The sequence below is a fragment of the Bdellovibrio sp. HCB337 genome, from assembly GCF_047302465.1.
GTDB lineage: Bacteria > Bdellovibrionota > Bdellovibrionia > Bdellovibrionales > Bdellovibrionaceae > JACMRP01.
In genome coordinates this window covers 1432971-1457537 of record NZ_CP178621.1, presented here as the reverse complement: position 1 = coordinate 1457537, position 24567 = coordinate 1432971, and the positions used below count along the sequence as shown (strand labels likewise).

Below are 24567 nucleotides of genomic sequence, written 5' to 3'. Positions count from 1 at the left end.
TTACTTCAGCTCGGTGTGCGGGAACAAAGCCACGCAGAGCTGAAAGACTTCCGTATCTTTATCGTCATCAAGATCAGCGTTCAGCTGGTCTCTCATTTCACGTAAAGTCTTTTTCATCTCGGCCATTTTCTTTTTCGAAGATTTAAAAGTGATCGCGATATATTCGCGATTTTGAACTTCAACCTCATCTACGGCCTCGATCGCTTTTTGCAGCATTTTCTTATGATAAGTACGAACGGCTTGGCTTGGCACATCTTCGTTGGTGTAAAGCACGCGGCGGTCAAAAGCCAGGCCTTCCCACTCTGCTAGTGCGGAAGTAATCTGTGACGAAGTTACTTTACCGCGCAGACGTTTTGAAATCCAGGCGATGTCTTTTTGAAATTCTGGCGTCAGTGCCAGTTGACGAATAACCAGTGGGTACCACTCAGACACCCGGCGGAAGATCTCATTATCGATGTAATGGGTCTCGAAGCGATCTGGACGAAGCTTATTCATCTCGGCTTCAACATCCAAAGCGGATTTGCGCTTTTTAAGAAGCTTTTCGCGTTTTACCATGAGGCTCATATAGCGCTGCTCTTTAACCGAGAGCTTTAAGTCCTGACCAAGTTCAAATAAGAAATCTTCCGAAGGTAAACGGTCACCGGCGATGATAAGTTCTAATGAACGAGAGCTTGCATAACCTAAGCGTGATGCCCAAGCCTTTAGTGAAATAGGCTTCTTCCGTTCGCCATAGTGATCGCGAACGGCTTTCAGGTAATCAGTATGACTTGAAAAGACAAAGGGCGATATGCGTTGAGGATATGGGCTCATAATGCCTAAGCGCTACCCTACCTCAGAAGTCCGAGTCAATGTCCTTTTCGGCCCCAGCTAAATACCAAAAATCTGGAGTGGTTCTATTGTGACTCTGAATTGTGGCGTGTTCTTGAATACTTGCCAGTTGACTGCTTTCTGCCAAAACTATTATGAACTCTCTCCAGGGAGGGAATCATGGCAGTGATAACTTTAGGCAAAATTTTTTTAAAGGGTCCGGCCTTAGTCCATGCGATTTTGGCGCGTTGTGTATGGGGTATTATCCTGCTTTTCTCGACGATCAATATTTTTCAGTACTTTGCGGTCACCGGCACCCATATCAATCTCTCTGAGATCCAAATTGATTTTACAAACGGTTTTATTCTGTACATCTATTGCTGTGTCGCCGTGTTTGGAGTCGTGGCATATTTTATCCCTCGATTGGCTACACGAGGTGTAAAAGCAAAACCAGAGTTAGCGTATTCGCGCAGGCTTATGGGATTGGCGCTCCGTCTTACATTTGTAACGGCCATGGTTATCTTAGGTCTCATGCTCAGTATTAAAGAACATAACGGCAATATCGGCCTTCCGATCGCCGTTGTTTCTATGTTCGGCCTAATCGCAAGTTTCCCATGGCGCTCTTTTAGTGAGTTTTCGCAAGAAGAACTCAGCCCCATTGTAGAGGCTCAGCAAAAACAATATCCACCAATTCCAAAAGCTTTGAAGCTCTTGGGAATCGCGTTTATTGCGGTGGGCATTCTCTGTTTCAATCTTGTACTTATCGGAGTCGCAACAGCTCTAGTGAGTAGACAAACCTTTGCTACGAAGCCCACAGCTTATAAGGTTTGCTTCGTAGGTGCTTTGGCTCTCGTAGCCTATGAAGCTTGGAAGTTTTGGGGAAGATAACCAAGCTATTATTCGCCTAATGTGTCCTTGAAGACCGCCAGTTGCGCTGCGAAGGCGCGCTGATAGGCAGGGCGTGCTTCGGCGCGAGCGATATAGGCACAAATATTTGTGTAGTGCTCAAGCAAACCCGATCCATCCAATCTTCGCAATACCGTCACCATCAACAGGTCCCCGGCGCTGAAGTCTCCGTCTAGCCATTCAGCATCCCCAAGGTAAGCGGAAAGTTCTTTCAAGCGAACATGCACGCGTTCATCCACGATAGGCAGTCGTTCGCTGAACCAGGGCTTATTACGCTCTAAGAGTACGAAGCCACTGCGCTCGACAATGGGTGGCTCGACAGTATTAAGTGCCGAGAACATCCACATGATCGCGCGCGCACGAGCTTTGGGTTCTGAGGGAAGTAGACCCGCATGTTTTTCGGCAATGTAAAGTATGATGGCCCCTGACTCGAACAAAACTAAATTGTCTTCTTTATATGCAGGAATTTGTCCGAAAGGTTGAAGCGCTCGATACACGGGTTGCTTCATTTCTTCGAAAGTCACGAGTTGAACATTGTAAGGCTGCCCCACTTCTTCGAGTGCCCAACGAACGCGCATATCACGAGCAAGTCCTCGGCCGCGATCCGGAGAAGTTTTAAAAGCTGTGATTGTCGGAGTGGAAACAGATTGTTTCATGGTTACCTCGTAGAAATGGTATCCAGAAACGTACTATTGTCACCAACATTGACCTAGTAAGAACGCAAACCGTTGTTCACGCCCTTCGTGATCAGGGCTTCGGCGTTGTGGGGATGCAGACTTTCAAGGTGCTTAACCTCAATCAGGTAATCCGCGACATCAGGGACGCGGTCTAGGGCCGCTTTGATCCTACGAGAAGCATCTTCACAGAACATCAAGTTTTGGCCGTTACGAAGGGCGAACTCTTGCTCGTCTTCACGTTTGACGGCGCCTTGAACTGGGGTTTGAAGGGCGTCTTCCACCACATCAATCAGGTCTTCAAAACTAAAAGCAGAGCTTGAACTTTGTAATTGAACCTTCACTCGCGCTTCACTTCTTTGCGCATGCGGAGTCGCAATCACTCCCTCACTGCTACCCAACCACTGATGGATGTCTTCGAAGTTCAGTTCATCCTGACTTAAGAACTCTTTTTTGAAATGATCTTGGATCAATTGACGAGATAAAGCTGCCGATGCCGGGCAGGTACTTGAGTAAGTCACCAGAACTTCGGCGAGAATCTTAGGGCGGCCCTCGAAATTTTCAACAGACAAAGTCACTGGATAAGTTCTCCATGCTTTGTTCTCGGACTTTAAAGCTTTTCTTTGCAAAGGGGCTTCGAACTTTACCGCTAGATAAGCATGACGGCTTAGATCTTTGTGAGTTTTCAAAAACTCTTGGGATAGCTCTTCTAAAAGTGCATAATTTAAAGCTTTGCTTGAAAGCATTTCTTGCACTGACAAGTACAAGCGAGACATGTGAATCCCACGCGAAGACGCGCGATCAAGGCTGACTTTCGCATTCACTCTTGCAGGCACGCGGAACAAACTTCCTTGGTCTGATGCCAGCAGAACCGGGACCTCGATATTTCCCATCCCCACCTGATCAATCGGAGGGTAAAGATCCTTTCGGGTTTCCAGGGCGACATCTGCAAGTTTAGGCTTGTCCGTGAGTTTGTCCATGGGCGGCTATATACCGCCAAATCCGCGTTTTGGCTCGAATTTGTTCAGTTTCTGCCCTATAACAGAAGCCAAATGAAAAAATTAGTCCTCGCCAGTACATCCAAATACCGCCAAGCGCTTTTAAACCAATTGGGGCTCCCGTTTGAGGCCCAAAAACCGCTTATCGACGAGGAAAAAGAAAAAGACCCAAGCTTAAGCCCCCAACAGTTGGCCGAGAAATTGGCATTTTTGAAGGCCCAAAGCCTGAAAGCCCCGGGCCACGTTGTCATTGGTGGGGACCAATTGGTGGCTCACCGCGGAAAAATCCTGGGTAAACCCCACACCCGCGAGCGCGCGATCGAACAGATCCTCAGCATGGAAGGCCAAGTGCATGAGCTCATCACCGCCATCTGCATTTTTGATGGCGATAGCTTTACCCCGTACACCGACATTACCCGCCTTTACATGAAGCCGCTGACCCGCCAGCAAGTCGAACGTTACGTGGATTTGGATCAACCACTAGATTGTGCCGGGGCTTATAAAATTGAGCAGCATGGAATGATGCTCTTTGAAAAAATCGAAAGTCAGGATTTTAGCGCCATCCAGGGCTTGCCCCTTTTGGCTCTGTCACAGATACTGAAGAACTCAGGCTTTGCCATTCCCTGAACTGAACAGGAGTCATCATGAAAGCAGAACTTTTAAAACAAGCTTTTGAAGGACAAAAACACGCACACGCCCCGTACTCGCAAAAATATATTGGCGCGGCGGTGCTGATGGACAATGGCAAAATCTATAACGGCTGCAATGTTGAAAACGCATCTTACGGCGGCACCGTGTGCGCAGAACGTGTTGCGATTTTTAAAGCGATCAGCGAAGGTGCAAAAAAAATCAAAGAAGTGGCTGTTGTCAGCAACGAGAAAAATCCGTGGCCTCCTTGCGGTTTTTGCCGTCAAGTGATCGCCGAGTTTGCAAGCCCCGAGACCATGGTTCACTTAGCCAATCCTCAGGGACAATCGCGCAGTTTGAAATTTACTGAACTGTTCCCCGAGGCCTTTGAACCCGCTCACTTGCAGAAACCTTAACGGTCATTCCTGCCATTGCCCGGCAGGACTCAGCACATGTACGACAAACATCCGCACAGCGAAGCATTTCTGGATCTTCTGTGAAGCGCTCGCACTCGTCTGCACAAGCTAAGCATACTTCAAAGCACAGCTCGCAGCTTTGATGATGAAACTCAAGGTCCGCCACCATCATGCGCGCTGAAAGCAAACAAGACTCCGCACACATTTGCAAAAGCTCGAGATTCTTTCCCTGAAAATGCGTGCTCTTCTGACTAAGACAATGATGAAGAGTTTCTAAACAAACTCTATGGCAAGCAAAGCAGTTTTTAATACAATGGGCCAGGTCGCTGTCTTGCATAGGATCACGTGTGGCCATTGGTCACCTCCTCGGTTAAAATTCTACATATTCTAATTGTAACCGAAGTGACTGGCGGATTGATAAAGTTGCTAGAGTGCAATGAGCCCAGGTGCTAATACGCAAAAGGTGTTGAAATATGAAGTTGGCTAGGATTCTTTTTGCATTCACAGTGACATGCCTATCAGCATCTGCTCTCAAAGCAGAGAGTCTTAATATCGGCACTTACGATCACCTTAAAAGTCTTGATCAGATCTTCAGACTAAAAGACTTTGCATCAGAAGCTCTTAAAAAAGAAAACTTCGATGTCACCTTTCACTCGACACCAGTTTTACGTTCTGCAGAACTAGTGCAAAAAGGCACATTAGATGGCATTTTCCCTTGCAGCAGTGACATTCCTAAAATTTTTCCTGATGTCATTTTGATCGAGCCCCCCATTCTTTACACACATCTAATCGCAGTATCCCTTAAAGAAGATAAAGCCTTCAGCGTCGCGAATCTTGAAAAAATGCGAGGAACTAGCATTTTAAATAACTTGGGTGTTCAAGATTTCGCACAAAAAAGAAACTTAAAAATCTTAGAGGTTGCACAACCTCAACAGGCTTTCGAACTACTCGAGAAAAAACGTGTCGAATTTATTCTTCTCTCTCAAGACGTTGCGTTGGCTTTCTTGGAACTGCATCCTAACCTCAAAGACAAAATCCAATTGAACCCAGAAATCCTAGTAGAGGCCGCACAATATTTTGCGATTAGTAAAAAGAAATCCCATTTGGCGCCAAAAATAAAAAAGGCCCTCAAACAGGCCCTTCATGAAAATCTTAAAAAATATCCGCATCTCAAAGACATCGCGAACAAAAATTTCTAACGGCCTTTAAGGAAACTCCACTTTTCACTGGTCGCAAGGTTTTCAACCTCAACGACATCCAACGATGAGTTTTTTTGAAAGATGATGTCCGAGAAAAGCTCTTTAGCAGAGCCCACGGAAATTTCTTGGTCTTCGAGAGTTTCTTCAAAAAAGGCTCGCTCCCATGAAATTTTATAAAGCATACCATCGAGTTCTTTAAGAGCCTCACGCCCCATACACAGGCGACCGTCGCTCCAGCGCATCCAGAATCCCCGCTTTTCACGAAGACAAAGCTCATTGAGGACAACACCTTCGTTTTTAGCCTGGACGCTTAAATAATTCTGAGATTTCTGCAACAAATCCCCGAGTGAGTGCCAAGACTCTGACGCCCAAACTTGGGCAAGGTCCGTAAGCATCGGGTCGACTTTGACTAAATTGAGTAGCATCCCTGACTGAGGATCGACGGCAGGAGCGGCACTCTTAGCAAGACCCATCTGCACATCAAAGACAAAAGCCCGAGTTTCATCGGGCTTTTGGATCTTTACTAGAATTGTCTGAGATCTATGAAAACTCAGCATTAAGGCTTCATCAAAGTGTTGTTCACTTCGATTTTGGAAACTTTCTTGTATTCGTTCAGCCAGTTTCCGAAAAGCATATTTGCACGGTAAGACTGAGTCATGGTTTTGGTCATTGAATCCAAAGCCACCGGAGCTTCCATCTTCGCTTCTTTCAACTTCAAGATGTACTTGTCATCACCATCACGGATGATGCGCTTCAAAAGCTTTTGTTCCATAGAAAGCTCTGGGAGAGCATTGTTAGCCAACTGGCTATTGATCTTAGGAGCGGCATCTTGAGAAAGATCGAAAGAACCGGTCTCGTCCCATTTTGCATTCATGGCTTTCAAACCAGATTCCAAAGCGGCGTCGTCGCCCTTGCTGACAGCTTCTTCCAACACTTTCATGTCAGCCAAGAGTCTTTCTTCAGCCAAAAGCTTTTGCGCTACGATGACTTTTTGTTTTTCGAAGTTTGGCTCTTGAGCCTCTTTCTTTTCAGTGACTTTAATAAGGTGATAGCCGAATGGAGTTTTCACTGGGCCAATAACTTTACCAACTGGAGCTGTGAACGCAGCTTCTTCAAACTCTTTAACCATTCTGCCACGGCCAAAGAATCCCAAGTCTCCGTTTTTCGCTTTTGAGCCTGGGTCTTCGCTGTTTGCAGCTGCCAACTTACCGAAATCACCCGAAGTCGCTTTTTTCGCTAAGTCTTGAACTTTCGCGAGTGCCTTTTTGTCATCGTCAGGAGAAGCACCCGGCTTTACCTGAACCAAGATGTGTTGAGCGCGAACTTCTTCTTCTTGAGCATAGTCAGATTTGTTTTTTTCGAACGCATCTTGAGCCTTTTTAAGGAACTCTGCGTTAGCTAGCGCTTTTTCAGCGTCAGCCGCACTCACTGTGAAGTTTTTAAGCATTTGGTTATGATCCAAGTGAACAAACTGAACATTCATTTTGTAAGCTTTAAGATCCGCCATTTTCGCCGCTTCCAATACACTCATGGAAGATGCGAGGTCAAAAAGATGACGCACGCGTAGAGCTTCTTGTTGTTGGCGAATGCTGTTTTCAAAATCTTTTGGAGTTTGGTGAGTCATTTCTAAATAACGGAGGTAGTAGTCTCTTTGGAACTGGCCGTTATTCTGAAAAACAGGGATATCTTTAGTTATTGTCTGAGCAATTTCTGGGTCCGCAACGATAATGCCGCTTTTACGTGCAGCTTGAGACATCAATTCACGGTCAATCAAGCCTCTCAAAGCCTCTGATCTCAACTTAAACGCATCGTTTCCAAACACATCGCCATAGATCTGACGAAGATTATTTTCTGCCGACTGCATATTTGCGATAGAAATAAGGGTATCATTGACCTGAGCTGCAGCGCCAATGCCGCCGCCACCTAAACGATCAGCAACTCCGAAAAACACAAACACCAAAATGATGGCTCCGAAGAGAATCATTGCGGTGAAGTTCTTAGCTGAGATCTGCTTTCTGAAACGTTCTGCCATAGATTGGGACATGTTTTTAAAACTCCTGTGAAATATACGAGGTCCCATTACTCCCCGAAAAATATGTTTTTTCAAGGAGAAACTGTTGGAATAACAGAGTCTTTTTGTTACCGTTTTATCAAGTACATGTCGTTGTCGAGGTGAAGGTTGAATTTTTTTAATATAGATCTCAAAAAGATCATCATGATCGCCATTGTCCTGGCTTTGCCGCTCGTGTCTATCAATATGCAGCAAAGACCCCAGGAGTCCAATTGGCTCTCTCGCCCTTTCAGTTTTGTTGCAAGCTTGACCGAGGAAACATACTACGCGTTTTCTGCAGGTGTCCGCGGGACCACAGCTATGTACTTGGACCTGATCAACATCAAAAAAACCAGTCAGGTTCTGGCCAGCAAGAACAACGAACTTCTGGCGCGCATGACCGAAATGACCGAGCTTAAAGGTGAAAACGATCGCCTGCGCGGTCTTTTAGAGTTCCGTCAATCGACGAAAATGGATCTTGTCAGTGCTGAGGTCATCGCTCGCGATATCGTGACGGATCACAAAATGCTGACGATCAATAAAGGCACGAATCACGGTTTGAAATCTGGCCAAGCCGTTATCACTGTTGAAGGGGTTTTGGGATATATTCACCGCCCTGAGGCCATGACTTCAAATGTAATGCTGATCACCGATCGCTACTCTGTTGTTGACGGTGTTGTCCAAAGAACTCGCGCTCACGGAATTGTTGAAGGCAAAAGCCTTGGCACAAACGGCGCTTGCCAATTGAAGTACGTAGAGAAAACGGAAGACGTTAAAAAAGGCGACCTAGTTGTAACTGGTGGCTTAGATAATATCTTTCCAAAAGGTTTCCCTGTCGCCGTGGTTGAATCCGTGGAACGCAAAAACTTTAGCGTCTCTTTGAAAGTTGATTTGAAACCAGTTGTTGATCCTTACAAAGTGGAAGAGGTCTTTGTCATCGCCAACGCAATGAACACAGACCTTTCAGACCGCTTACCACCAGTCGCTGATGCTGACGCTCCGGCGGCAACCGCAGCAGCGGGCACGACGACAACAGCACCTGCAGCCGCAGCTGCGACGGCCCCAGCCGCTCACACGGCTGCTCCAGGCACTGCGACCGCAACAGCTCCGGCAGCAACTCCTGCGGAGAAGCGTCAGTGAAAATTCGTTGGAGTAAGATTCTAAATTTCATTTTGCTACTGTTTGTGCTGGTTGTGGTCTCTGGCTTTCAAAGCACATTCTGGTATCAACTTTTCGGCACAGTTCCTGCGCCAATGCTTTGGCTTTGTTTGGTGGTTTACATTTCATTGTACCGCAAACTCTATAGCGCTCTTTTTATGATCTATATCATGAGTCTTGCGATCATGGGCTTTACGATTATTCCAATGAAGATGCTCTTAATGAGTCTTTTATTGGTGTATTTGATTTTGTACTCGATCCGAAGCCGCGTTTTCTGGGAAGGCCCCGCTTATTACACGATCATGTGCTGTGTGGCCTCTTTCAGCTATCACATCATTTACTTCTTTAGTTCATTGTTGGTGGAAAGAAATCCAGCTCCTATCGACTTTTTAGATCGCTTCATTCAATTGGCGCTGACTCCGATGTTCTGCGTTCCGATGTATTGGATACTGGTAAAAATTGACAAGATGACTTTGGACGAGCTGTCTACGGAATCACGAGGGTATGAGTTATGAGTGATTATGTAAATAATCCGGATGAAGCCAAGGAATATTACCCCCGATACAGGCTTTTCTATATTGCTGTAGGTATTACCTTCGTTCTGTTCACGACCCGTTTGTGGTATTTGCAAATCATCACCGGAAATGAACTTCGCGAGTTCTCTGAGAAGAACCGTATTAAGCAAAATAAAATATCGGCTCCTCGTGGATTGATGTTGGATCGTAACGGTAAAGTTTTGGTCGAGAATCTTCCGGGCTTTGAAGCGATTCTTTCCCCGCAATATATCGAGAATCTAGAAGTAACAGCAGGCGCCCTGGGTCCGATTCTGAACATGGAAGCTGACAAGATCGTTCAGAAGGTTCAAAAAAGCCGCAAACAAAACGGTCTGTTCGCCCAAGTACGTTTGAAAGAAAACTTAAGTCGCGAAGAGGTTTTCCGTCTTAAGCGCATTCGTTTGGATACTCCGGGGCTTGAGATCCGCGAATCTATCGTTCGTTATTATCCACTGAAAGAAGACGGCGCCCAAGTTTTTGGTTACGTTGCCGAAATCTCGAAACGTCAGATCCCAATGATGAATGAACTCTACAAAGACGTCTTCTTCTTTGAACAAGGTGACGTCATTGGTAAGAGTGGGCTTGAAGAGACTCTCGAAAAAGACATCCGTGGTAAAGACGGCTTGAGCTTCATCCAGGTTGATGCCCACGGACGTGAAACCATCACACAAACTCCGAACATTTACGGCGAGCAAATCCGTGATCAAGAACCCGTACATGGAAACAATGCGGTTCTAACGATTGACCGCGATGTTCAAGAGGCTGCCTTCAAGTCCATGATGGACAACCAACGTATCGGTGCCGCATTTGCCATGAAAGCAAATGGCGAAGTCCTTGCATGGGTTAGTACTCCATCATTCAACCCTAATGACTTCTCGACGGGATTCTCTTCTCAGACGTGGTCACGTTTGGTGAATGATCCTTTCAAACCTTTGCGTAACAAAGTCATTCAAGATTACAAGGCACCTGGTTCGACCTTTAAGCCTTTAGTGGCGGTCGCAGCTCTTCAAGAGAAAGTTGTTGGCCCAAACACGCTCGTTGCAGCACCGGGTGTTTTCATGTTCGCGCGTCGCCCCTACCATGACAGTAATAGAAATGGTTACGGGATGATCACGATCTTTGAAGCCATCGAAAGAAGTTCGAACGTGTTCTTCTTTAAGATGGGTATCGCTTTGGGTGTTGATAAGATGTTTGCTTACATCAACCCAATGGGGATCGGTCAAAAAACGGGCGTTGAGCTGGCACGTGAAGTTGCCGGGACCATGCCGAACTCTGAATGGAAAAAAGGCGCCATGGGTGAAGAATGGCAAGCCGGTGAAAACTTAAGTACAGCGATCGGCCAAGGTTTCGTGGAAGCGACTCCGATTCAAATGGCGGTTGCTTACAATGCGATTGGTACTGAAGGAAAAGTTGTTAAACCTTTCGTGATTCGTAAAATCATCGACCAAGAAGGAAAAGTTCTTAAAGAGAACTTCCCGCAAGTGGTGCGTGATTTGACTCAGCCTCAGAAGACCGGCATTCAAGTGACCACTGAGACTTTCAAAATCGTCAAAGAAGGCATGAGACGCGTTGCCAATGGTGAGCGTGGAACTGCGAAATGGTGGAAAGTTCCTGGCGTTCCGATGGCAGGTAAAACCGGTACTGCGCAGGTTATGAATTTCTCGGCGGATCAGATCTATGCTTCTTGTATCGCCCGCCCTATTCACATGCGCCATCATGGTTGGTTCGTTGCATGGGCTCCGGCTGACAATCCTGAAATCACTGTTGCAGTACTTGCAGAGCACTCGTGCCACGGAAACACCGGGGCGGCTCCGATTGTTCGCGACATCGTTCAGGCTTATTTCCAAAAGTATCATCCACAAATGATCGAGGAAGGCTTGAAACAGCAAAATATTAAGAGAGCAAAAGCTCCGGTCGTAGCACCGACAACGACGGAGGGAGAATAATATGGATCTCTCGATTAAAGTTGAAGAAAGAACGATATTTAAGCGCCTAGATTTGAATTTTATCTTGGTGATTTTCGCTTTGAACGTGATTGGCTTGATCAATTTGTACAGCGCTACTCATGGTCCGCACTCTAACGAAGTGGAGCCTCTGTTCATTTCTCAGTTCTTGTGGCTGGGTATTGGTTGGAGCGTGTTCTTTGTCTGTACGCTTGTGGACTATGCGATCGTCGCGCGTTTAGCGATCTGGGTTTATATTTTAAATTTTGGCGCTCTTCTTTATGTGACTTTCTTTGGTCACGTAGCATTGGGTGCCCAGCGCTGGGTTGATCTTGGTTTCTTCCGTTATCAACCGTCTGAGACTATGAAGTTAGCCCTTATCATGATCATGGCAAAAATTCTGGCTAGCAGAAATAGTACAGGTCAAGGGATGGGTCTTAAAGAACTCGCATTCCCAATGATCATCTTGCTAATCCCCTTCGGTCTTGTTGTTGAACAGCCGGACTTGGGAACCGGGATGATGCTCGCCGCAATCGGTGGATCGATGATTCTTTTCAGTAAAGTGAAAAGATGGATTTTAGGTGCAGTTATTACGGTCGCCTTGGTGACAGCGCCAATTGCTTGGCAGTTCGGTCTTCGTGAGTACCAAAAAAATCGTATCTTGACGTTTATTTCTCCTACCAACGATCCGCGCGGAACTGGTTACAACAGTATTCAGTCTAAGATTGCAGTAGGTAGCGGTCGCTTCCTTGGTAAAGGCTTCCGTAAAGGAACCCAGTCACAGCTTGAGTTCTTGCCAGAGCGCCATACGGATTTCATTTACAGCGTGCTCAGTGAAGAACACGGCTTTGTCGGCAGCATGATGACGATGGGTCTTTTCTGTATGTTGTTTATCCTGGGTCTTCGTGTAGCAACCAATGCCCGTGATAAGTTCGGTGCACTTTTAGCCGTCGGCGTTCTTTGTTACGTCTTCTGGCATATGTTCGTGAATATCGGGATGGTGATCGGACTCTTACCGATTGTGGGTGTCCCGTTACCGCTTCTCTCGTACGGTGGATCGAGTATGCTGACCACCATGGCGGGCTTGGGACTTGTCTCGAGTGTCGCCTACCGCAGATATCTGTTCTAAAGACAAAAAACTAAAAACCCGGGTGATGAACCCGGGTTTTTTATTGGGATCTTCCGCAGTGAAGAAACTCTTTACTGGTTTGAATAATAGGTCTCTAATGATTTCATGAAAGTTCTTATTACTGGAGCCAGCGAAGGAATCGGAAGAAGTTTTGCCAAGCGCTTAAGCGCCGAAGGTCACACCGTTACGGCCGTTGCTCGCAATGAAGGGCGCCTTCAAGAGCTGATGAAAGAACTCGGCGGCGGCAAAACCCACTCTTATGTTGTTGCAAATCTTGTAAGCCCTGAAGGCGTCGATAAAATCGCGCAACTGCTGACCTCAGAAAAATTCGATTTACTAATCAATAATGCTGGCCTTGCCACTTATGGCGAATTCCGAACTATGGAGTCCGCTAAAAGTGACGAAATGATGACTCTGAACTGCGAAAGTCTATTGCAGCTTTCCAGAGCGTTTTTGCAACGTGCTCAAAGTGGCGATGCTGTGATTAACGTATCTTCGGGGGCAAGCTTTTTACCGATGCCTGTTTCTAGTGTCTATACAGGATCAAAAGCTTTTGTGACCGCGTTTAGCGAAGCACTTTGGTATGAAGAAAGAAAAAGAAATATCTATGTGATGGCTCTTTGCCCTGGGATTACGATGACACAGTTTCATTCGCGAGCCGGTGGGCATGATAAGCAAATTCCACCGTGGTTGAGCCAAACGCCCGATCAAGTCGTCGACCGGGCATTGAAGCATCTTAAAAAACGTAGCCAGCCTGTTGTTATCTGCGGTCCACAAAGACTGCCGATTCTGCTGACCCGCCTCATCCCAAGAAAATGGGTCATCTTTCTTTCGGGAAAGACCCTTGAACTTGGAATGAAGTAGAATTCTTATTCGCCGTCTTGTTGGCAATTCAAACGGAATTCGGTTTCTTGACCTTGAGAGTCTCTAGCGATCAAGTAGTCTTGATCTTCTTCATCTAAGTAACGGCCCAAATAGAAACCGTGTTTTTTAAGAGCACTCACCTGGTATTGAACGTCATATTGTTTCGCAAAAGCATCAAACTCTTTAACCAAAGATTTTTTAGTTCCTACAACGCTAAAAATTTGAAGTCGTACTTTCAAAACCTGATCAAAAGCTTTTCCGAAAGAAACTTGATCCGTGATATCTGCAAGTTCAGTCACAACGACTTCCACTTTTTCAGAGCGGTCTGTTTCAATTTCTTTGCAGGTAAATGTGCCTGCATAAGCTTGAGAAGATAAAGTTACAAATGCTGCTAGAGTTAAAAACATGTTTTTCATAAAATATCCTTTAATGCATTTCCTTAGGTCTTATTTGCAAGGTGGCAAGACAAACTTGTCTTGTAACCAGCCATTTTCATCAATTTGAATTGCGAACAACAAAGTCGCGCCGTCTTTCGAACCAATAATCGTACGACCGTTAGAAAGAGCTGGATCGTAATCGATATTCAAAAGCTCTTCCAACGCAGATTCTGCATTGCCGACGTAACAAACCGGTCTATCTTCGCTGTTGAGCTGGATTTGGTCTGCCAAAGCAGACACACTCATCAAAGAAGTCAAAAATAACAAAGACATTGCTTTCATAAAATTCTCCGTGCGTAAAATTAACTTATTACTTACAAACGATTTCAATTCCGCCAGCGCCTTTAGCATCAGCATCGCGACCTGTGCCCTCTTCCGAGTTGTCTAGAGCAGCAAAAGCACCCGTCATTGTCTTGCGATCAATCGCGGCATCAAACGAAGCGGCATAGCCGTCTACATCTTCAAATTGAGCACTCACGAGAACCTCTTGTGCTGTTACCGTCGCAGAAGCATTTTGAAACCCGAAGCTTTCAGGAGCCCCGTCTTGCCAACCAGTAACTTCAGCGCTGTACTCAAGAGTCGGAAAACCGGAAAGTGGATTTAATTTCCCCAACTTAATTTCAAACTCGGCACGGTAGTTGGAACTATTATTCCAATCACCTGCGCTTTTGCATTTAATGGTCTCTGCCATCGCAGAGCTTGCAAACATAAAGGACATCGTCATGACTAAAAGTGATTTCATATTATTCTCCATAAAGGTGTTATAAATCTTGATTTGTAGAAGGTCTGAAATAAGCCTCTTGTCGCTTTATAAAAGCGCAATCAGGTCTTTTTTAATGTTTTGAATTTCGGCTTCGACACCGTCGAACTTCGCAAGTAAGGAAGACGACTTGCTTTTTTGACCTGTAATTAGTTCCTGTAAAGAAACTTGATAGGTCTCGGCTAATACCGCATAGGGCTCGCCACGAATCTGGCGACCGTTTTCCCATTCTTTATATGTACTAGCAGGAATCCCTGTGACCTTAGAAACTTCTTGAATTGTTAGTCCTGCACGCTGACGAAACTTCTTCAGTCTAGAGTGGATTGATTCCATATGCGTCCTCCGTTTTCAGAAGTTATAACGCACTGGGCATTAAAACAAAAATGAATGTTAAATCACTTATTATGTAATTTATGAATATTGAAAGAAACGGACTTGGGTGCTCGCTTACGAGTGTTTAATCAAAATGATAGCGATCTTTCCAAGACTGGGGAACACCTAATTTTAATCCATATAGGTAACGAGCCAGTTGTCCATGATGTTGCGCCTCGTGCTCAAGCAGATCAAAGAGAAACTTGAGTTGAGCTTCTGACAGAGAATCCTCTCTCTTCAAAAACTCTGAGATACTTTCGCCGGTCGATTGCAAAGCGGCTTGTACCTCTTTTGTGTCCGTCGTTTTATCCCAATCCAGTGGACACTCAAAACCATCCCACGCCCCTGCTTTGGCAGCTTTAATATAACTATGGCGTGCGCCAACCACGCACCAAAGTTGTTGCCCTATCGTATTTGATGGCAGATTGACGAGCTTACTTCCAAGAGCTGCTTCAGGAACATGGCTCACCAAATCTAAGTAAAGCTTCGTAGATCTTTCAAGACGGTCTTTAAATTGAGTCTTCAACATGTCGTCTCCATACCTATTGAGTACAACAAAAGCAAGGTCCTAGATTTTAGGTTCTGTGTTCATTAAGGAAGGGATCTATTTTTCAACGCAAAGCTTCGCGGATAGGAATTTTAGAATTAAAAAAGCCGCCTGTCGAGGGCGGCTTATCTCATTTACTCTTCTTGCTATGTACTACTTAAGATTCCAGCGAACTTTAGCTCGTTGTAATAGCTTTTCTGGATTCTGAGACTTAATAGATCCAGGCAGAAGCGCCAAGCACTTCTCGTTCAATAGCTGCCCCATCTTAGCTTCTTCGATACTCTCTAGCTCAAGAACGTCAGCGTCTGTCATTAGGTAATGAATCACCTTTGTGTCTGCCATTGAAATTTCAGTAGACTCGCCTGGAGCAAGAATCGCCTTCTGTCTTTTTACGGTCGTATAAGTTGATGATGCTGGAACTTCGCAAGTGGCTGGATCTGGGCCTTCTCCGCCCGACGTAATCATGTAGTGGGCCTGATCAAACACATGCCCAGAACCGTGCATAGCATCGGTGTCTCTGGTACAAATCGCGTTCGTGCTATTATAGTCGTACAAAGAGATCGCGACAGTTCCAAAGTATCTTTGAGCGTCATATTCAATATAACTAAAAAGGGCGCCGGCAGATTCCCACCCTTGTGCAGAGTTGCCATAGAGGCAAACCATGTTAGGTCTTGCCATACAAATACTTGATGCTAACAAAGTAGAAAGAACAAGAATGCTTTTCATTTTGAAATCTCCTGATGATTTACATATTTCATCGGAGACTCGCTAAGGTCGTCAATCCAAATTAGCCTGATTTACTTAGTAAATGCGCTCTATGGCGTATATCGAAAGCGCCGCCACGTTTTAGATTCGATGACCTTGAGTGCTTTTGGAATCTGAAACATGGCCTCTTCCGTAGAATCGCACTCAAAGGTCGACATCAGAAGTCCTCTTTGACTTGCGATTTTAAATTGCTGTCCCATCAGAGTTTTAAGAATAGCGAGTTCGCCGCTCACATCATTTGCTGCACCAAAAGGCCACTGAATTTGCAGAACATCCCCATCCACGCTCGCCGTTGATGCACCAACGAGAACCCCGTCTTGCAAAACCACAAGACTGAGCTCATGATCAATTCCCCAAAACGCAATCTCTTCCCAATCAGGGCTGTCTTTGGGAATAGTTACGGGGTTCCAATGATGAGACTCGAAATAGTTCTCTACCAAAAAGTTCAGTATGGAACTCATCTCGATGCCGCGTGAAGCGGCTTTGTTAAAACTGAGCAGCTGAATATTTTGAGGTCTTTCGAAAACAGGAAAGTCTACGGTGGTATCTATCACAGGAATATAGCAATCAAGATAAGGCTTGTACTTAAGGTGTTTAAGAAAAGCGATCGTCGAGGTATTGTCGTCAAAACAGCAACCATCAACACCAAGAGGAATCAAGGGCTGGGATTGTAGGATCGTCTGATGGATTTTTTGACCAAGGCCTTTTCTACGATATGCCACTTCAACAGCTACGGCTGCTTTAGGAATCTTAGCATGAAGGGAGTTTACAAAAAGCCCACCAGCGCCAACGATTTGGCCGTTGTCTTTCGCAACAAAAAGATGCTTTGCGCGCTTGATCGGATACATTCTGACATCATCAGCAAAGCAGTTTTGAAAGACTTTTTCAATTTCGGCAAATTCGCTTGGTTGAGCCTGCTCTATAATCATAAGCTCACGCTCTATTCAGGTTTGGTCAGAGTTTCTGTCTGAAGCTCGCCACTTTCAGTGCTCGTCGAGTTTAGAGAAACCTTATTTCCTTTTTTTGGAAGCACTTGGTACACGATTGTAAGCTCATTCGGATAACCAGCGTGATCGACCATTTTTCCATCTTTCCAAGCGTTGTTTTCCCAAGACGCTACTGAAACCTGCTTGCAGGTCGCAGCTTTCTTTAAGGGATTCGCATCGCACTTAAAAGTAGAGCTATTCCCGCCGAACAATGATTGGCATTTTGTGTCAGCAAATGACTTTACAAACCAAGTAACTTTGGTGCCGTCAAATGCATAAGAGCTTTGCAAACGCTTATAAGGCGAATTTTTTACTTCTTTTCCGCCTTCGTTAACAACCTTCCGACAATCACCTTTCCATTCAGAATTTTTAGCAGGTGTAGCAACTTTTTGAGTTTCTTCTTTGGCTTTCTCTTCCGCAACTGGAGTCGCAGGCGTCGTTTGCGCAACTGTGTCTGTTTTCACTTCTACACTCTGGGCAGTGTCGGCCTGCTTCTCGCTCGATGCGCAGGCGGCGACAAATAAAATCACAGCTAAAACGAAAGACTTTTTCACTTCGAAATCTCCTGTTGAATTTTCTGCATTTCATCCTAGAACGCGAAGAGTCGTCAATCAATAAGGCGCTGGGACAGTTACTCGCAAGTCGAAGGACCTTGTAGAAGTCCTCTAACGCAAGCCTTACCGCTCACCAATTATGGCAAAATCTCATTTTGAGATGACTATATAACTCTGTACATCGCGCTAACATCTAGACGCTCAGTTTGTCATTTTTGTGTCTCAGCCTCAGCACAATGATGCCTATCTTGGTACGCGTTCTGCAGTTGAAATCCTTGATGATTTCTTTTGTTTTGCAAGAACACCTAGGAAGAGATTTATGAAACAGCTTATAATTTTAATGACCCTCAGCTTTAGCTCTCTTCTAGCGTCAGCTCAGGAGATCACCGAAGTTAAAGGTGATAGATCCTACCTCGAAGGTCTTAAGTTTTTGCAAGAAATGAATAAAAATACCCAAGCCCAACAAAAAAGAGTTCCTCCCCAAGAGGAGCCAGAGCAAGAGTCGGTAGGCTTCACCCGCAGCGAGTTGCATGAGATGACTCAGTTTATGAAAGAACTCAGTGCTAACGCAAAAGAAACGACAAAAAAGCCTGCTGAAGAAGAAGAACATGATACGGACTCTAAACGCAGAGGTCGCGCTTGGACTTCAGGCGAATTCTATGAGGCTCGAATGTTTATACGTCGACTCGGTGATAACACGACAGCACCGAGCTCATCCTCTTCTAGTTCTTCTAAGCCCGCAGCACAAGGCGCTCCAGGCTCTCGTTAAGAACTGTCCCGCTTCCCTACTCCGCAATTATCTATTTTTTTGGTAAGCTATTTCTTATTCTAGAAGAACAAAAAGCCGGCAACCAAACCCCAAAAGTAATAAGCGCCACTAAGGCCATATTTGGAAACAACTTTCCAGTTTCAAAAATTCCCTTTATTAGGACCGCTAACAAAAGTAGATGCGGAATAAAAAATACCCAGAGCATCATGCGCCAATTAATACTAAAATACCCGACAGCCCCCGAGCCTATTGCAAGAACGGCCATGTAACCAACGACTGCTTCCCAAGAAGCACTATTAAAAGCCACTGCAAATATCAAGAATGCAGAGACAGCTCCCAAGATACTTGCAACAAAGAGCGGGATAAGAACCTTGAGATTTCTAAGCCTCCAGTTCATATCCTACTTACTTTCGCACGAGCAAATAACGGGTTTGCAAATTCCGATACTGTACTCCAAGCTTGCAGTGGGCATTTTTGCCTTCATGTCGTACACACACTTCGCTGGAGCATTGTCTTTGGCACCTCGACAGAGTTCTGCCAATTGTTTGTCAGTAATAGAGGGAAGCAAGTTCTTGGCTTCGCCCACGCAGTCAGCGGCACTACCTGCTAAAGATTGATTAGAAAAACCCCAAATCAGGATCAAAAATAAAAATGGCTTCATATCGTCCCCTTAGACCTAGTAGATCTTAGGTGCATTTAAAAAGCCATCTCTTTAGGTCGCTTTTTATAATTTGCGAGATTTCTACTTTGCTAGCTGCTCTAGCTGCAGCTCTAATATTGTTTTCAGGTACTTTTTAAAAGAAGGACTGTGTTTAAGAGGTACTGTGTTATTACAATCAAAATATATGTCAGCAAAAATCATCGAGCTGCTTTCTGGGTTTTTCACAAAGCGCTCTACCAAAGCTTTGGACCCATTTGCATCTTCAACAAGAGTATAAAGATAACTTCCGTCTCCCCATCGCTCGTGCTTTCCAGTAATACCTGCTGATTTATATGAAATGTCGTAAGATTGCGACCCCTCGGCGTAAGTCTTCAACTGATCATAAGAGACGTCTTTCCCATCCTCTTCAAAAATGCTTAAATCAGTGTGCGAATTTGTAATATACTTGTTCTGCCCCAGCGTAATCGTCTTTAAAAATAGCCGTCCTCGCTCCATGCCAAACCAAGAACACCACTGTGTCTTATCATGCTCGGCAGGATTCATTGGAATTTCCTTCACAGGAAACTGAAGTGCCATTTGCTTTTCCATCATTAAGAAGTGTTCTCTGTTATACGAACGAAGCTCTTGCGCCAAATAGATTTGGAATTCGATATATGAGCGCGCGGGTATTTCAGAGCTCAAACTTTGAGAGTACATCGCACAAGGGTAAAATGCTTGCTCAACGCTTTCCAAGAGCCCGTTAGTCCTCACAACCAAAGAGATTGCCGGCTCAAAAACCGCTTTGTTTTGACGTATAAATTTATTATTTTTTATGACGTCGTTAAAAATACGCTCTTGCTCTTTGTATTCTTTATGACCCACGATTTGAGTCGCTTCGCGAAGGATTTCTACACCATGCCGTGCGTAAGGGCTTCCCTTATATTGCCACAAAGAAGCTTCACTTCTTTTATAGATAACAGGTGCAATATCTTTATTGAGTCGAATATATGACCAGTGAACTTGGCTTTCTGAAAATGTAAGCCGAGTCATGACGTACTCTTGAGGTGCAACCTTATCCACCACGCACCAAGGTGCTGACGTGATGCTATCTTTATCGAGTTGTTCTGGGGTTTTTTCTTCTTTGAATTGAGAGCACGCTGTCATCAAGACAATAGCTGCTAATACTAATAATGCTTTTTGCATAGAGGCCTCCGAACGGAAGCCTCTACCAAATACCCTAGGCCTGTAAAGTGATAATACCTAGATCTAACACTGAGCGCTTTTACAAAGTTAAGATCTAGTTACACTCATCGCCAAATGGTTGTTGCAAGCTCGTAATGCGATTTTCAACTGGGTAGAGCTTTTTCCAGATTTCTGAGAACTTGCCATCCACTTGCGAATCATTTTCGATAGGCTCAATGCGATATGGGTAGCGTTTCATTACAAGTGGTAAGTACTTCGCCGACTTAATTTTAAGTTTGTTAGAACCACTGCCTTGGACAAGCTTTAAGCCGATCATTGTTCCAACTTGAGTAGCAACACGGCCAAAGTTTCCGTTTACAAAGTTACCAGTTGAATAAACGATCAAGCCCTCTTCGCCAGTAACTTGGCTGGTGTATTTTTCCCAAGGTTGAATCACATGAGGATGTGTACCCAAAACTGCCGTTGCACCTGAATCGATCAAGTTACGACCAAAAGTCACTTCACGTTTTTCCGGAGAAAAGTTATACTCAACACCCCAGTGAGGCGTCACAATCACCGCATCAATCTGCGGATCTTGAGAAAGTGCACGAACATAGTTGTAGATGTATTTGCTGTCTTCGTAGCAACCAAGAACCTGCTGATCATTGTCAGGCAAACCATTGGTTGAGAATGTACAAGCTAAGAACGCAATCTTAAGTCCGTTCTTTTCGAGTACTGCGTGCCAGCCGTGGTTGGTAGCACCTTTAGGACGAGTACCTGTGTATGGCAGGTTATATTTTCTCATCGCTTCGGTCGTCATGTCAGCTCCTTTAGAGCGACGATCCAAAGCATGATTATTTGCTGTCGAAACGATGTCGATTCCAGAGTTCACGATGTCCCACACCAAACGCGGGTGATAGTTAAACATCGGATAACCGGTATAAGCTTCTTTGTTAAAGTAGAAGTCCCCTTCTTTGCCAACAACTCGCCCAGACGTCGAAATGTTTTCAGCAGAAGGTCCTTCGAAATTCGCGTAGCTGATATCAAACTTATCAAATACAGGAATCATATCTGGCCATAATGATCGGAATGTATTTTGGTCCTTAAAAGACTGCGCCTGCAAAGGGCCATGTAATAAGATGTCGCCAACCCCAGAGATCGTGACTTCTCTTCCAGATGTACATTGGTTTAAAAATTCAAGCTTAGGTGCGCCAGCAAAGGCGTTCCAAGAAAGGCCCAATCCCATTAGAAGGGTTAATACAGGTTTCGTCATAAATGCTCCTATTACGTGCTGCTGCTGGTTTAGCAAAATGCACTCCAAGAGAAAGGGGCTTCCTAATGCATTTAAACGAGTCTTTGTGTCTACAAGCTTGCAAGGTGACAAAAAACGCCCGTATTGGAAACAATTCACATGGGATTAGTTTTGGATTTTGTAGAGCCTATAGTCCCAGCCATAGACCGAATCTTTGAACTCCTGATAGGGAAAACGACTCAGAAAATCTGTGTTGATAGAAAATCCGCGGTCCTTGGCCCACGTGATCTCTTTCGGAGTCACCAGCAGATACTCGATTTTGCGGTTTCTAAGGATGTCTTCGGCCTTGGGACCACCCTGGTAGACGGCCATGATTTCGTCCTCGATACCATCGATGCTAAGACCATGGGTCCATAACACTCCGGGATATCCTGCATACAAACGTCGGCCCGCAAGTAAGACATGCGAGTTATGCACCGGTGCTGACATGATTAAACTTTTCGTTGCAGTTTCTTGCTGGAGTAAATCTCCGAACTGAAGATCTTCTTTGGAATACACCACCAAATCCGGCGCCTTCGTAAAAAGCCGCACGAAGTCCAAGACGCTTGAAAGAGTCAAAGTCACAAACAGAACCCCGGCTCCTAAACGCCACGCCCGTCCCTTTTGCCAAGCTACCACTAAAAGCATTGCCACAAAAGGAAGTGATCCTAAAAACCAAACATACAGAATTTTGATGTTGTCCCAGATCCATGGAGCAAGTTTCAAAACATTCGGAACGACAAAGAAAAATACAAACGGCGCATAAAACATCACAGCGTCTTTAGAAATTTTCTGCGTTCTTCGCAAATAAATGAGAGCAGCTACTAAGAGCGGAATAAAAAATCCTGTGTTTAAGAACCAATACCAGATAAAACCGTGATGTTCTTTCGTCCACCCAAATTCAAATGCTAAAAACTTACTTGCTTGAACTCCCCCGCCCGTAGTGACTAATAGAATCTGCGGAATTGCTAACACTAGTGCTGGAACAAAAAAGAAGACCCACTCTTTCCAGCGACGGTACATCAGCGCAAACAATCCGGCACTGGCCATAATCGCCATATAACTATGGGCGTGTACTAAGGGCATCAGGCCCGTGAACGCTCCCGCTGCTGCAAACAGGCGCGTTTTCTTTTCGGTGGGTTGTTCAAGCCAGTACCGAATACCTTCAAGCCATAAAAGCCAAACTGCACAAAGCATCGGTGTGATCAACAACATGCTTCGCATAGGTACAAGCCAATAGATTAAACTATTGTTAAAGCGATACAGATTTTCAAAACTGGAATAGTCATGACTCAAAAACCGCGCTGAATTTTCCTGAAAGAGCATCGTCCAGCCAAGACCACCATTAAAGAACAATAAAACCAAAGCCACCCAACCCGCGGCTCTATTCTGGGTCAGCTTTTGTACAAAACAGATAAAAAGAATCACTAAAGCAAAAGCGATAAAGATATTCTGCAAAAAGAAGGAAGCCTGCAACGAAAGTCCCAGCTTCACCAATAGCGCCGCATGAAAATCCACAATGAACGGATAAGACAGACGAACTCCCGCTAATGCAGGATGCTCCGCCGGAAAGTTTTCACCAAAAGCAAAACCGTTTATGATCCCAACATGCAAAGCCAAATCCGCATAATTGTCGACCATCTTTGTAACAATCGCACGATCCTGTTCGTAAACACCTTGAGCAAATACAAATGCAAGAAACGTCATGACCGCAGTACCACCGAGCAGTGCGCCTAGATGACTACGAAAACTGAAAGAGTCCCCGGTTTTAAATTTACGAATGAACGCCAAAGGACCAAAAAACGAAATCAAAACCGCAATTAGGATCGATGTGGTCGACAGCGCCCAAACTAAAGCCAAGATATAGGCGGTCAAAGAAACAATCACCACACCAAGAACGATTGCGAATGCAAGACGAACTACTGCGGGTGGTTTAAAATCAAAAAAATGCGTCAAAAGCCACCCGCCGAGCGTGGGTAGCAGGAATAAAGCAAAGGCAGTCATAGTTGTTTCTACTAAAGATAGAGTCATCTAAGCCTTGTTAGTGTTTAGATAACTATGATGCGAGAGACTCTACTTAGACAATCTTTTTTTGGGTCCAGAATCCCTTCAAGACCACCTCTCGATTCGACTTCTGAAACTCTTCAGTGGTCAGGACGTGGCTTCTCAAGAAAAAACTAAAAGTCCTTATTTATAATCGTCTGTAAGCGTGGGTATTTTTTGAGGTCTGATTTAATCCCCGCACGCAGAGCTTTCTCTATTCGCGGCATTAAATCGGCTTTTTTCTTATTCAGTGTTAGATAAAGTGGCATGACCATAAAGTTTTCGTCGGCGATTACGAACTTTTCCTTTAGCTTCGGATCTGTCTCAAAAAATCCCAAGATAATAACTTCTGAAAGTAGAAAATAGTCAGCCCGCTTCTGCTCAAGCACCGTAAGTGCTTGGGGAATATATTTGGTTTCAAGAAACTTTAAATTGTCATCTTTCAACTTCTGAACAATGGTGTGATTGTTCAGTAAAGTCACCGCCTGCAGCTGTGACAAATTCTTTGTCGAAAATATTTTGCGGGACTTCAGGTAAATCATTTTTATATTCGCAAACATAAAAGGACGCGACGTCGTCATAATATGGCTGAAACTTTTCATGGACTCTAGGTCACGACCCATTTCCCCGTCCACCTCGCCATTTTCAACTGAGATGGTTCCTCTCATCAATGGCATAGGCACAAAGTTTACTTTGATTTTTTCTTTTTCTAAGGATGCCGCAATAAATTTTGTAAGGTCCGTAACCACAGGAATTTGAGTATAGTTTTCCTGAGTAGAGAACGACACTTGAGTCGCTTCACTTGCGACCGCGCTGAGAGAAACCAACATCAACAAAAGAAATAGAAGTCTCATGGGGCCATTATACACCTCTTGGACCTCAGTCTCAGTAAATAA

At 44.8% G+C, this 24567-nt stretch carries 30 protein-coding genes; 10 read left to right on the top strand and 20 right to left on the bottom strand.

Annotation, left to right across the window (positions count from 1 at the left end; translation table 11 throughout):
• The gene (locus ACLWBB_RS07075; RefSeq protein WP_413290915.1) at positions 1-810 is read right to left on the bottom strand and encodes a DUF4423 domain-containing protein; all 810 of its coding nucleotides are present in this window, start codon (positions 808-810) and stop codon (positions 1-3) included.
• A gap of 177 nt (positions 811-987) precedes the next feature.
• Between ACLWBB_RS07075 and ACLWBB_RS07070 the strand changes: the two genes are divergently transcribed.
• Positions 988-1695 (top strand): hypothetical protein, encoded by a 708-nt coding sequence (locus ACLWBB_RS07070; RefSeq protein WP_413290914.1) that lies wholly within the window; start codon positions 988-990, stop codon positions 1693-1695.
• 8 nt (positions 1696-1703) lie between these two features.
• Here ACLWBB_RS07070 and ACLWBB_RS07065 read toward each other — a convergent pair whose 3' ends face one another.
• Both ACLWBB_RS07065 and folE2 read right to left on the bottom strand, forming a co-directional pair.
• Complete coding sequence (locus ACLWBB_RS07065; protein ID WP_413290913.1) at positions 1704-2369, bottom strand: glutathione S-transferase family protein; 666 nt, start codon at positions 2367-2369, stop codon at positions 1704-1706.
• A 53-nt stretch (positions 2370-2422) separates the two neighbouring features.
• Positions 2423-3367 carry a GTP cyclohydrolase FolE2 gene (gene folE2 / locus ACLWBB_RS07060; protein ID WP_413290912.1) on the bottom strand — a complete coding sequence of 315 codons (945 nt, stop codon included), beginning with the start codon at positions 3365-3367 and terminating at the stop codon, positions 2423-2425.
• Positions 3368-3439: 72 nt separating this feature from the next.
• Here folE2 and ACLWBB_RS07055 point away from each other — a divergent pair, with 72 nt between their 5' ends.
• Together ACLWBB_RS07055 and ACLWBB_RS07050 are read left to right on the top strand one after the other, a co-directional pair.
• Complete coding sequence (locus tag ACLWBB_RS07055) at positions 3440-4012, top strand: Maf family protein (RefSeq protein WP_413290911.1); 573 nt, start codon at positions 3440-3442, stop codon at positions 4010-4012.
• A 17-nt stretch (positions 4013-4029) separates the two neighbouring features.
• Positions 4030-4428, top strand: coding sequence for a cytidine deaminase (locus ACLWBB_RS07050; RefSeq protein WP_413290910.1), 399 nt, complete (start codon positions 4030-4032; stop codon positions 4426-4428).
• Here the strand turns inward: ACLWBB_RS07050 and ACLWBB_RS07045 are convergent.
• Positions 4376-4783 (bottom strand): four-helix bundle copper-binding protein, encoded by a 408-nt coding sequence (locus ACLWBB_RS07045; protein ID WP_413290909.1) that lies wholly within the window; start codon positions 4781-4783, stop codon positions 4376-4378. The two genes, ACLWBB_RS07050 and ACLWBB_RS07045, sit on opposite strands and share 53 nt — an antisense overlap.
• A gap of 118 nt (positions 4784-4901) precedes the next feature.
• Between ACLWBB_RS07045 and ACLWBB_RS07040 the strand changes: the two genes are divergently transcribed.
• Complete coding sequence (locus tag ACLWBB_RS07040) at positions 4902-5627, top strand: substrate-binding periplasmic protein (protein ID WP_413290908.1); 726 nt, start codon at positions 4902-4904, stop codon at positions 5625-5627.
• On the opposite strand, the gene ACLWBB_RS07035 is transcribed toward ACLWBB_RS07040, so the two are convergent.
• On the bottom strand, positions 5624-6184 hold the full coding sequence (locus ACLWBB_RS07035; RefSeq protein ID WP_413290907.1) for a hypothetical protein: 561 nt from the start codon (positions 6182-6184) through the stop codon (positions 5624-5626). The two genes, ACLWBB_RS07040 and ACLWBB_RS07035, sit on opposite strands and share 4 nt — an antisense overlap.
• Positions 6184-7671, bottom strand: coding sequence for a SurA N-terminal domain-containing protein (locus ACLWBB_RS07030; RefSeq protein WP_413290906.1), 1488 nt, complete (start codon positions 7669-7671; stop codon positions 6184-6186). Before ACLWBB_RS07030 ends, ACLWBB_RS07035 begins: the two co-directional genes overlap by 1 nt.
• A 171-nt stretch (positions 7672-7842) precedes the next feature.
• On the opposite strand from ACLWBB_RS07030, the gene mreC reads away from it, so the two are divergent.
• The 5 genes from mreC (at position 7843) to ACLWBB_RS07005 (ending at position 13325) form a co-directional block, all read left to right on the top strand.
• On the top strand, positions 7843-8817 hold the full coding sequence (gene mreC, locus ACLWBB_RS07025) for a rod shape-determining protein MreC (protein WP_413290905.1): 975 nt from the start codon (positions 7843-7845) through the stop codon (positions 8815-8817).
• On the top strand, positions 8814-9350 hold the full coding sequence (locus ACLWBB_RS07020) for a hypothetical protein (RefSeq protein ID WP_413290904.1): 537 nt from the start codon (positions 8814-8816) through the stop codon (positions 9348-9350). The genes mreC and ACLWBB_RS07020 overlap by 4 nt, the downstream gene beginning before the upstream one ends.
• Positions 9347-11335: a penicillin-binding protein 2 gene (gene mrdA, locus ACLWBB_RS07015; RefSeq protein WP_413290903.1), complete on the top strand. Its 1989-nt coding sequence runs from the start codon at positions 9347-9349 to the stop codon at positions 11333-11335. The genes ACLWBB_RS07020 and mrdA overlap by 4 nt, the downstream gene beginning before the upstream one ends.
• A 1-nt stretch (position 11336) precedes the next feature.
• Entirely contained in the window at positions 11337-12461 is a 1125-nt protein-coding gene (gene rodA / locus ACLWBB_RS07010) for a rod shape-determining protein RodA (RefSeq protein ID WP_413290902.1), read from the top strand.
• 105 nt (positions 12462-12566) lie between these two features.
• On the top strand, positions 12567-13325 hold the full coding sequence (locus ACLWBB_RS07005; protein WP_413290901.1) for an SDR family NAD(P)-dependent oxidoreductase: 759 nt from the start codon (positions 12567-12569) through the stop codon (positions 13323-13325).
• 5 nt (positions 13326-13330) lie between these two features.
• On the opposite strand, the gene ACLWBB_RS07000 is transcribed toward ACLWBB_RS07005, so the two are convergent.
• The 8 genes from ACLWBB_RS07000 to ACLWBB_RS06965 all read right to left on the bottom strand — a co-directional run bounded on the left by ACLWBB_RS07000 (position 13331) and on the right by ACLWBB_RS06965 (position 17746).
• Positions 13331-13741 (bottom strand): hypothetical protein, encoded by a 411-nt coding sequence (locus ACLWBB_RS07000; protein WP_413290900.1) that lies wholly within the window; start codon positions 13739-13741, stop codon positions 13331-13333.
• Between the two features lie 30 nt (positions 13742-13771).
• Complete coding sequence (locus tag ACLWBB_RS06995; RefSeq protein WP_413290899.1) at positions 13772-14044, bottom strand: hypothetical protein; 273 nt, start codon at positions 14042-14044, stop codon at positions 13772-13774.
• A 28-nt stretch (positions 14045-14072) separates the two neighbouring features.
• Positions 14073-14504 carry a hypothetical protein gene (locus tag ACLWBB_RS06990; protein WP_413290898.1) on the bottom strand — a complete coding sequence of 144 codons (432 nt, stop codon included), beginning with the start codon at positions 14502-14504 and terminating at the stop codon, positions 14073-14075.
• A gap of 66 nt (positions 14505-14570) precedes the next feature.
• Positions 14571-14855 (bottom strand): helix-turn-helix domain-containing protein, encoded by a 285-nt coding sequence (locus ACLWBB_RS06985; protein WP_413290897.1) that lies wholly within the window; start codon positions 14853-14855, stop codon positions 14571-14573.
• A gap of 124 nt (positions 14856-14979) precedes the next feature.
• Positions 14980-15423, bottom strand: coding sequence for a hypothetical protein (locus tag ACLWBB_RS06980; RefSeq protein ID WP_413290896.1), 444 nt, complete (start codon positions 15421-15423; stop codon positions 14980-14982).
• A gap of 171 nt (positions 15424-15594) precedes the next feature.
• Positions 15595-16167 (bottom strand): hypothetical protein, encoded by a 573-nt coding sequence (locus ACLWBB_RS06975; RefSeq protein ID WP_413290895.1) that lies wholly within the window; start codon positions 16165-16167, stop codon positions 15595-15597.
• Positions 16168-16256: 89 nt separating this feature from the next.
• Positions 16257-17135, bottom strand: a complete 879-nt coding sequence (locus tag ACLWBB_RS06970) for a GNAT family N-acetyltransferase (RefSeq protein ID WP_413290894.1) — start codon at positions 17133-17135, stop codon at positions 16257-16259.
• Positions 17136-17146: 11 nt separating this feature from the next.
• Positions 17147-17746 carry a hypothetical protein gene (locus ACLWBB_RS06965; RefSeq protein WP_413290893.1) on the bottom strand — a complete coding sequence of 200 codons (600 nt, stop codon included), beginning with the start codon at positions 17744-17746 and terminating at the stop codon, positions 17147-17149.
• 319 nt (positions 17747-18065) lie between these two features.
• Between ACLWBB_RS06965 and ACLWBB_RS06960 the strand changes: the two genes are divergently transcribed.
• The gene (locus ACLWBB_RS06960) at positions 18066-18515 is read left to right on the top strand and encodes a hypothetical protein (RefSeq protein WP_413290892.1); all 450 of its coding nucleotides are present in this window, start codon (positions 18066-18068) and stop codon (positions 18513-18515) included.
• A 31-nt stretch (positions 18516-18546) separates the two neighbouring features.
• On the opposite strand, the gene ACLWBB_RS06955 is transcribed toward ACLWBB_RS06960, so the two are convergent.
• The 6 genes from ACLWBB_RS06955 to ACLWBB_RS06930 form a co-directional block, all read right to left on the bottom strand.
• Entirely contained in the window at positions 18547-18912 is a 366-nt protein-coding gene (locus ACLWBB_RS06955) for a hypothetical protein (RefSeq protein ID WP_413290891.1), read from the bottom strand.
• 3 nt (positions 18913-18915) lie between these two features.
• The gene (locus tag ACLWBB_RS06950) at positions 18916-19176 is read right to left on the bottom strand and encodes a hypothetical protein (RefSeq protein ID WP_413290890.1); all 261 of its coding nucleotides are present in this window, start codon (positions 19174-19176) and stop codon (positions 18916-18918) included.
• A gap of 81 nt (positions 19177-19257) precedes the next feature.
• Positions 19258-20358, bottom strand: a complete 1101-nt coding sequence (locus ACLWBB_RS06945; RefSeq protein WP_413290889.1) for a hypothetical protein — start codon at positions 20356-20358, stop codon at positions 19258-19260.
• A 94-nt stretch (positions 20359-20452) separates the two neighbouring features.
• The gene (locus ACLWBB_RS06940; RefSeq protein WP_413290888.1) at positions 20453-21610 is read right to left on the bottom strand and encodes a CapA family protein; all 1158 of its coding nucleotides are present in this window, start codon (positions 21608-21610) and stop codon (positions 20453-20455) included.
• A gap of 144 nt (positions 21611-21754) precedes the next feature.
• A complete protein-coding gene (locus ACLWBB_RS06935; RefSeq protein ID WP_413290887.1) occupies positions 21755-23659 on the bottom strand; it encodes a hypothetical protein in 1905 nt (634 codons plus the stop codon).
• Between the two features lie 146 nt (positions 23660-23805).
• A complete protein-coding gene (locus tag ACLWBB_RS06930; protein ID WP_413290886.1) occupies positions 23806-24525 on the bottom strand; it encodes a substrate-binding periplasmic protein in 720 nt (239 codons plus the stop codon).
• Positions 24526-24567 lie beyond the last annotated feature (42 nt).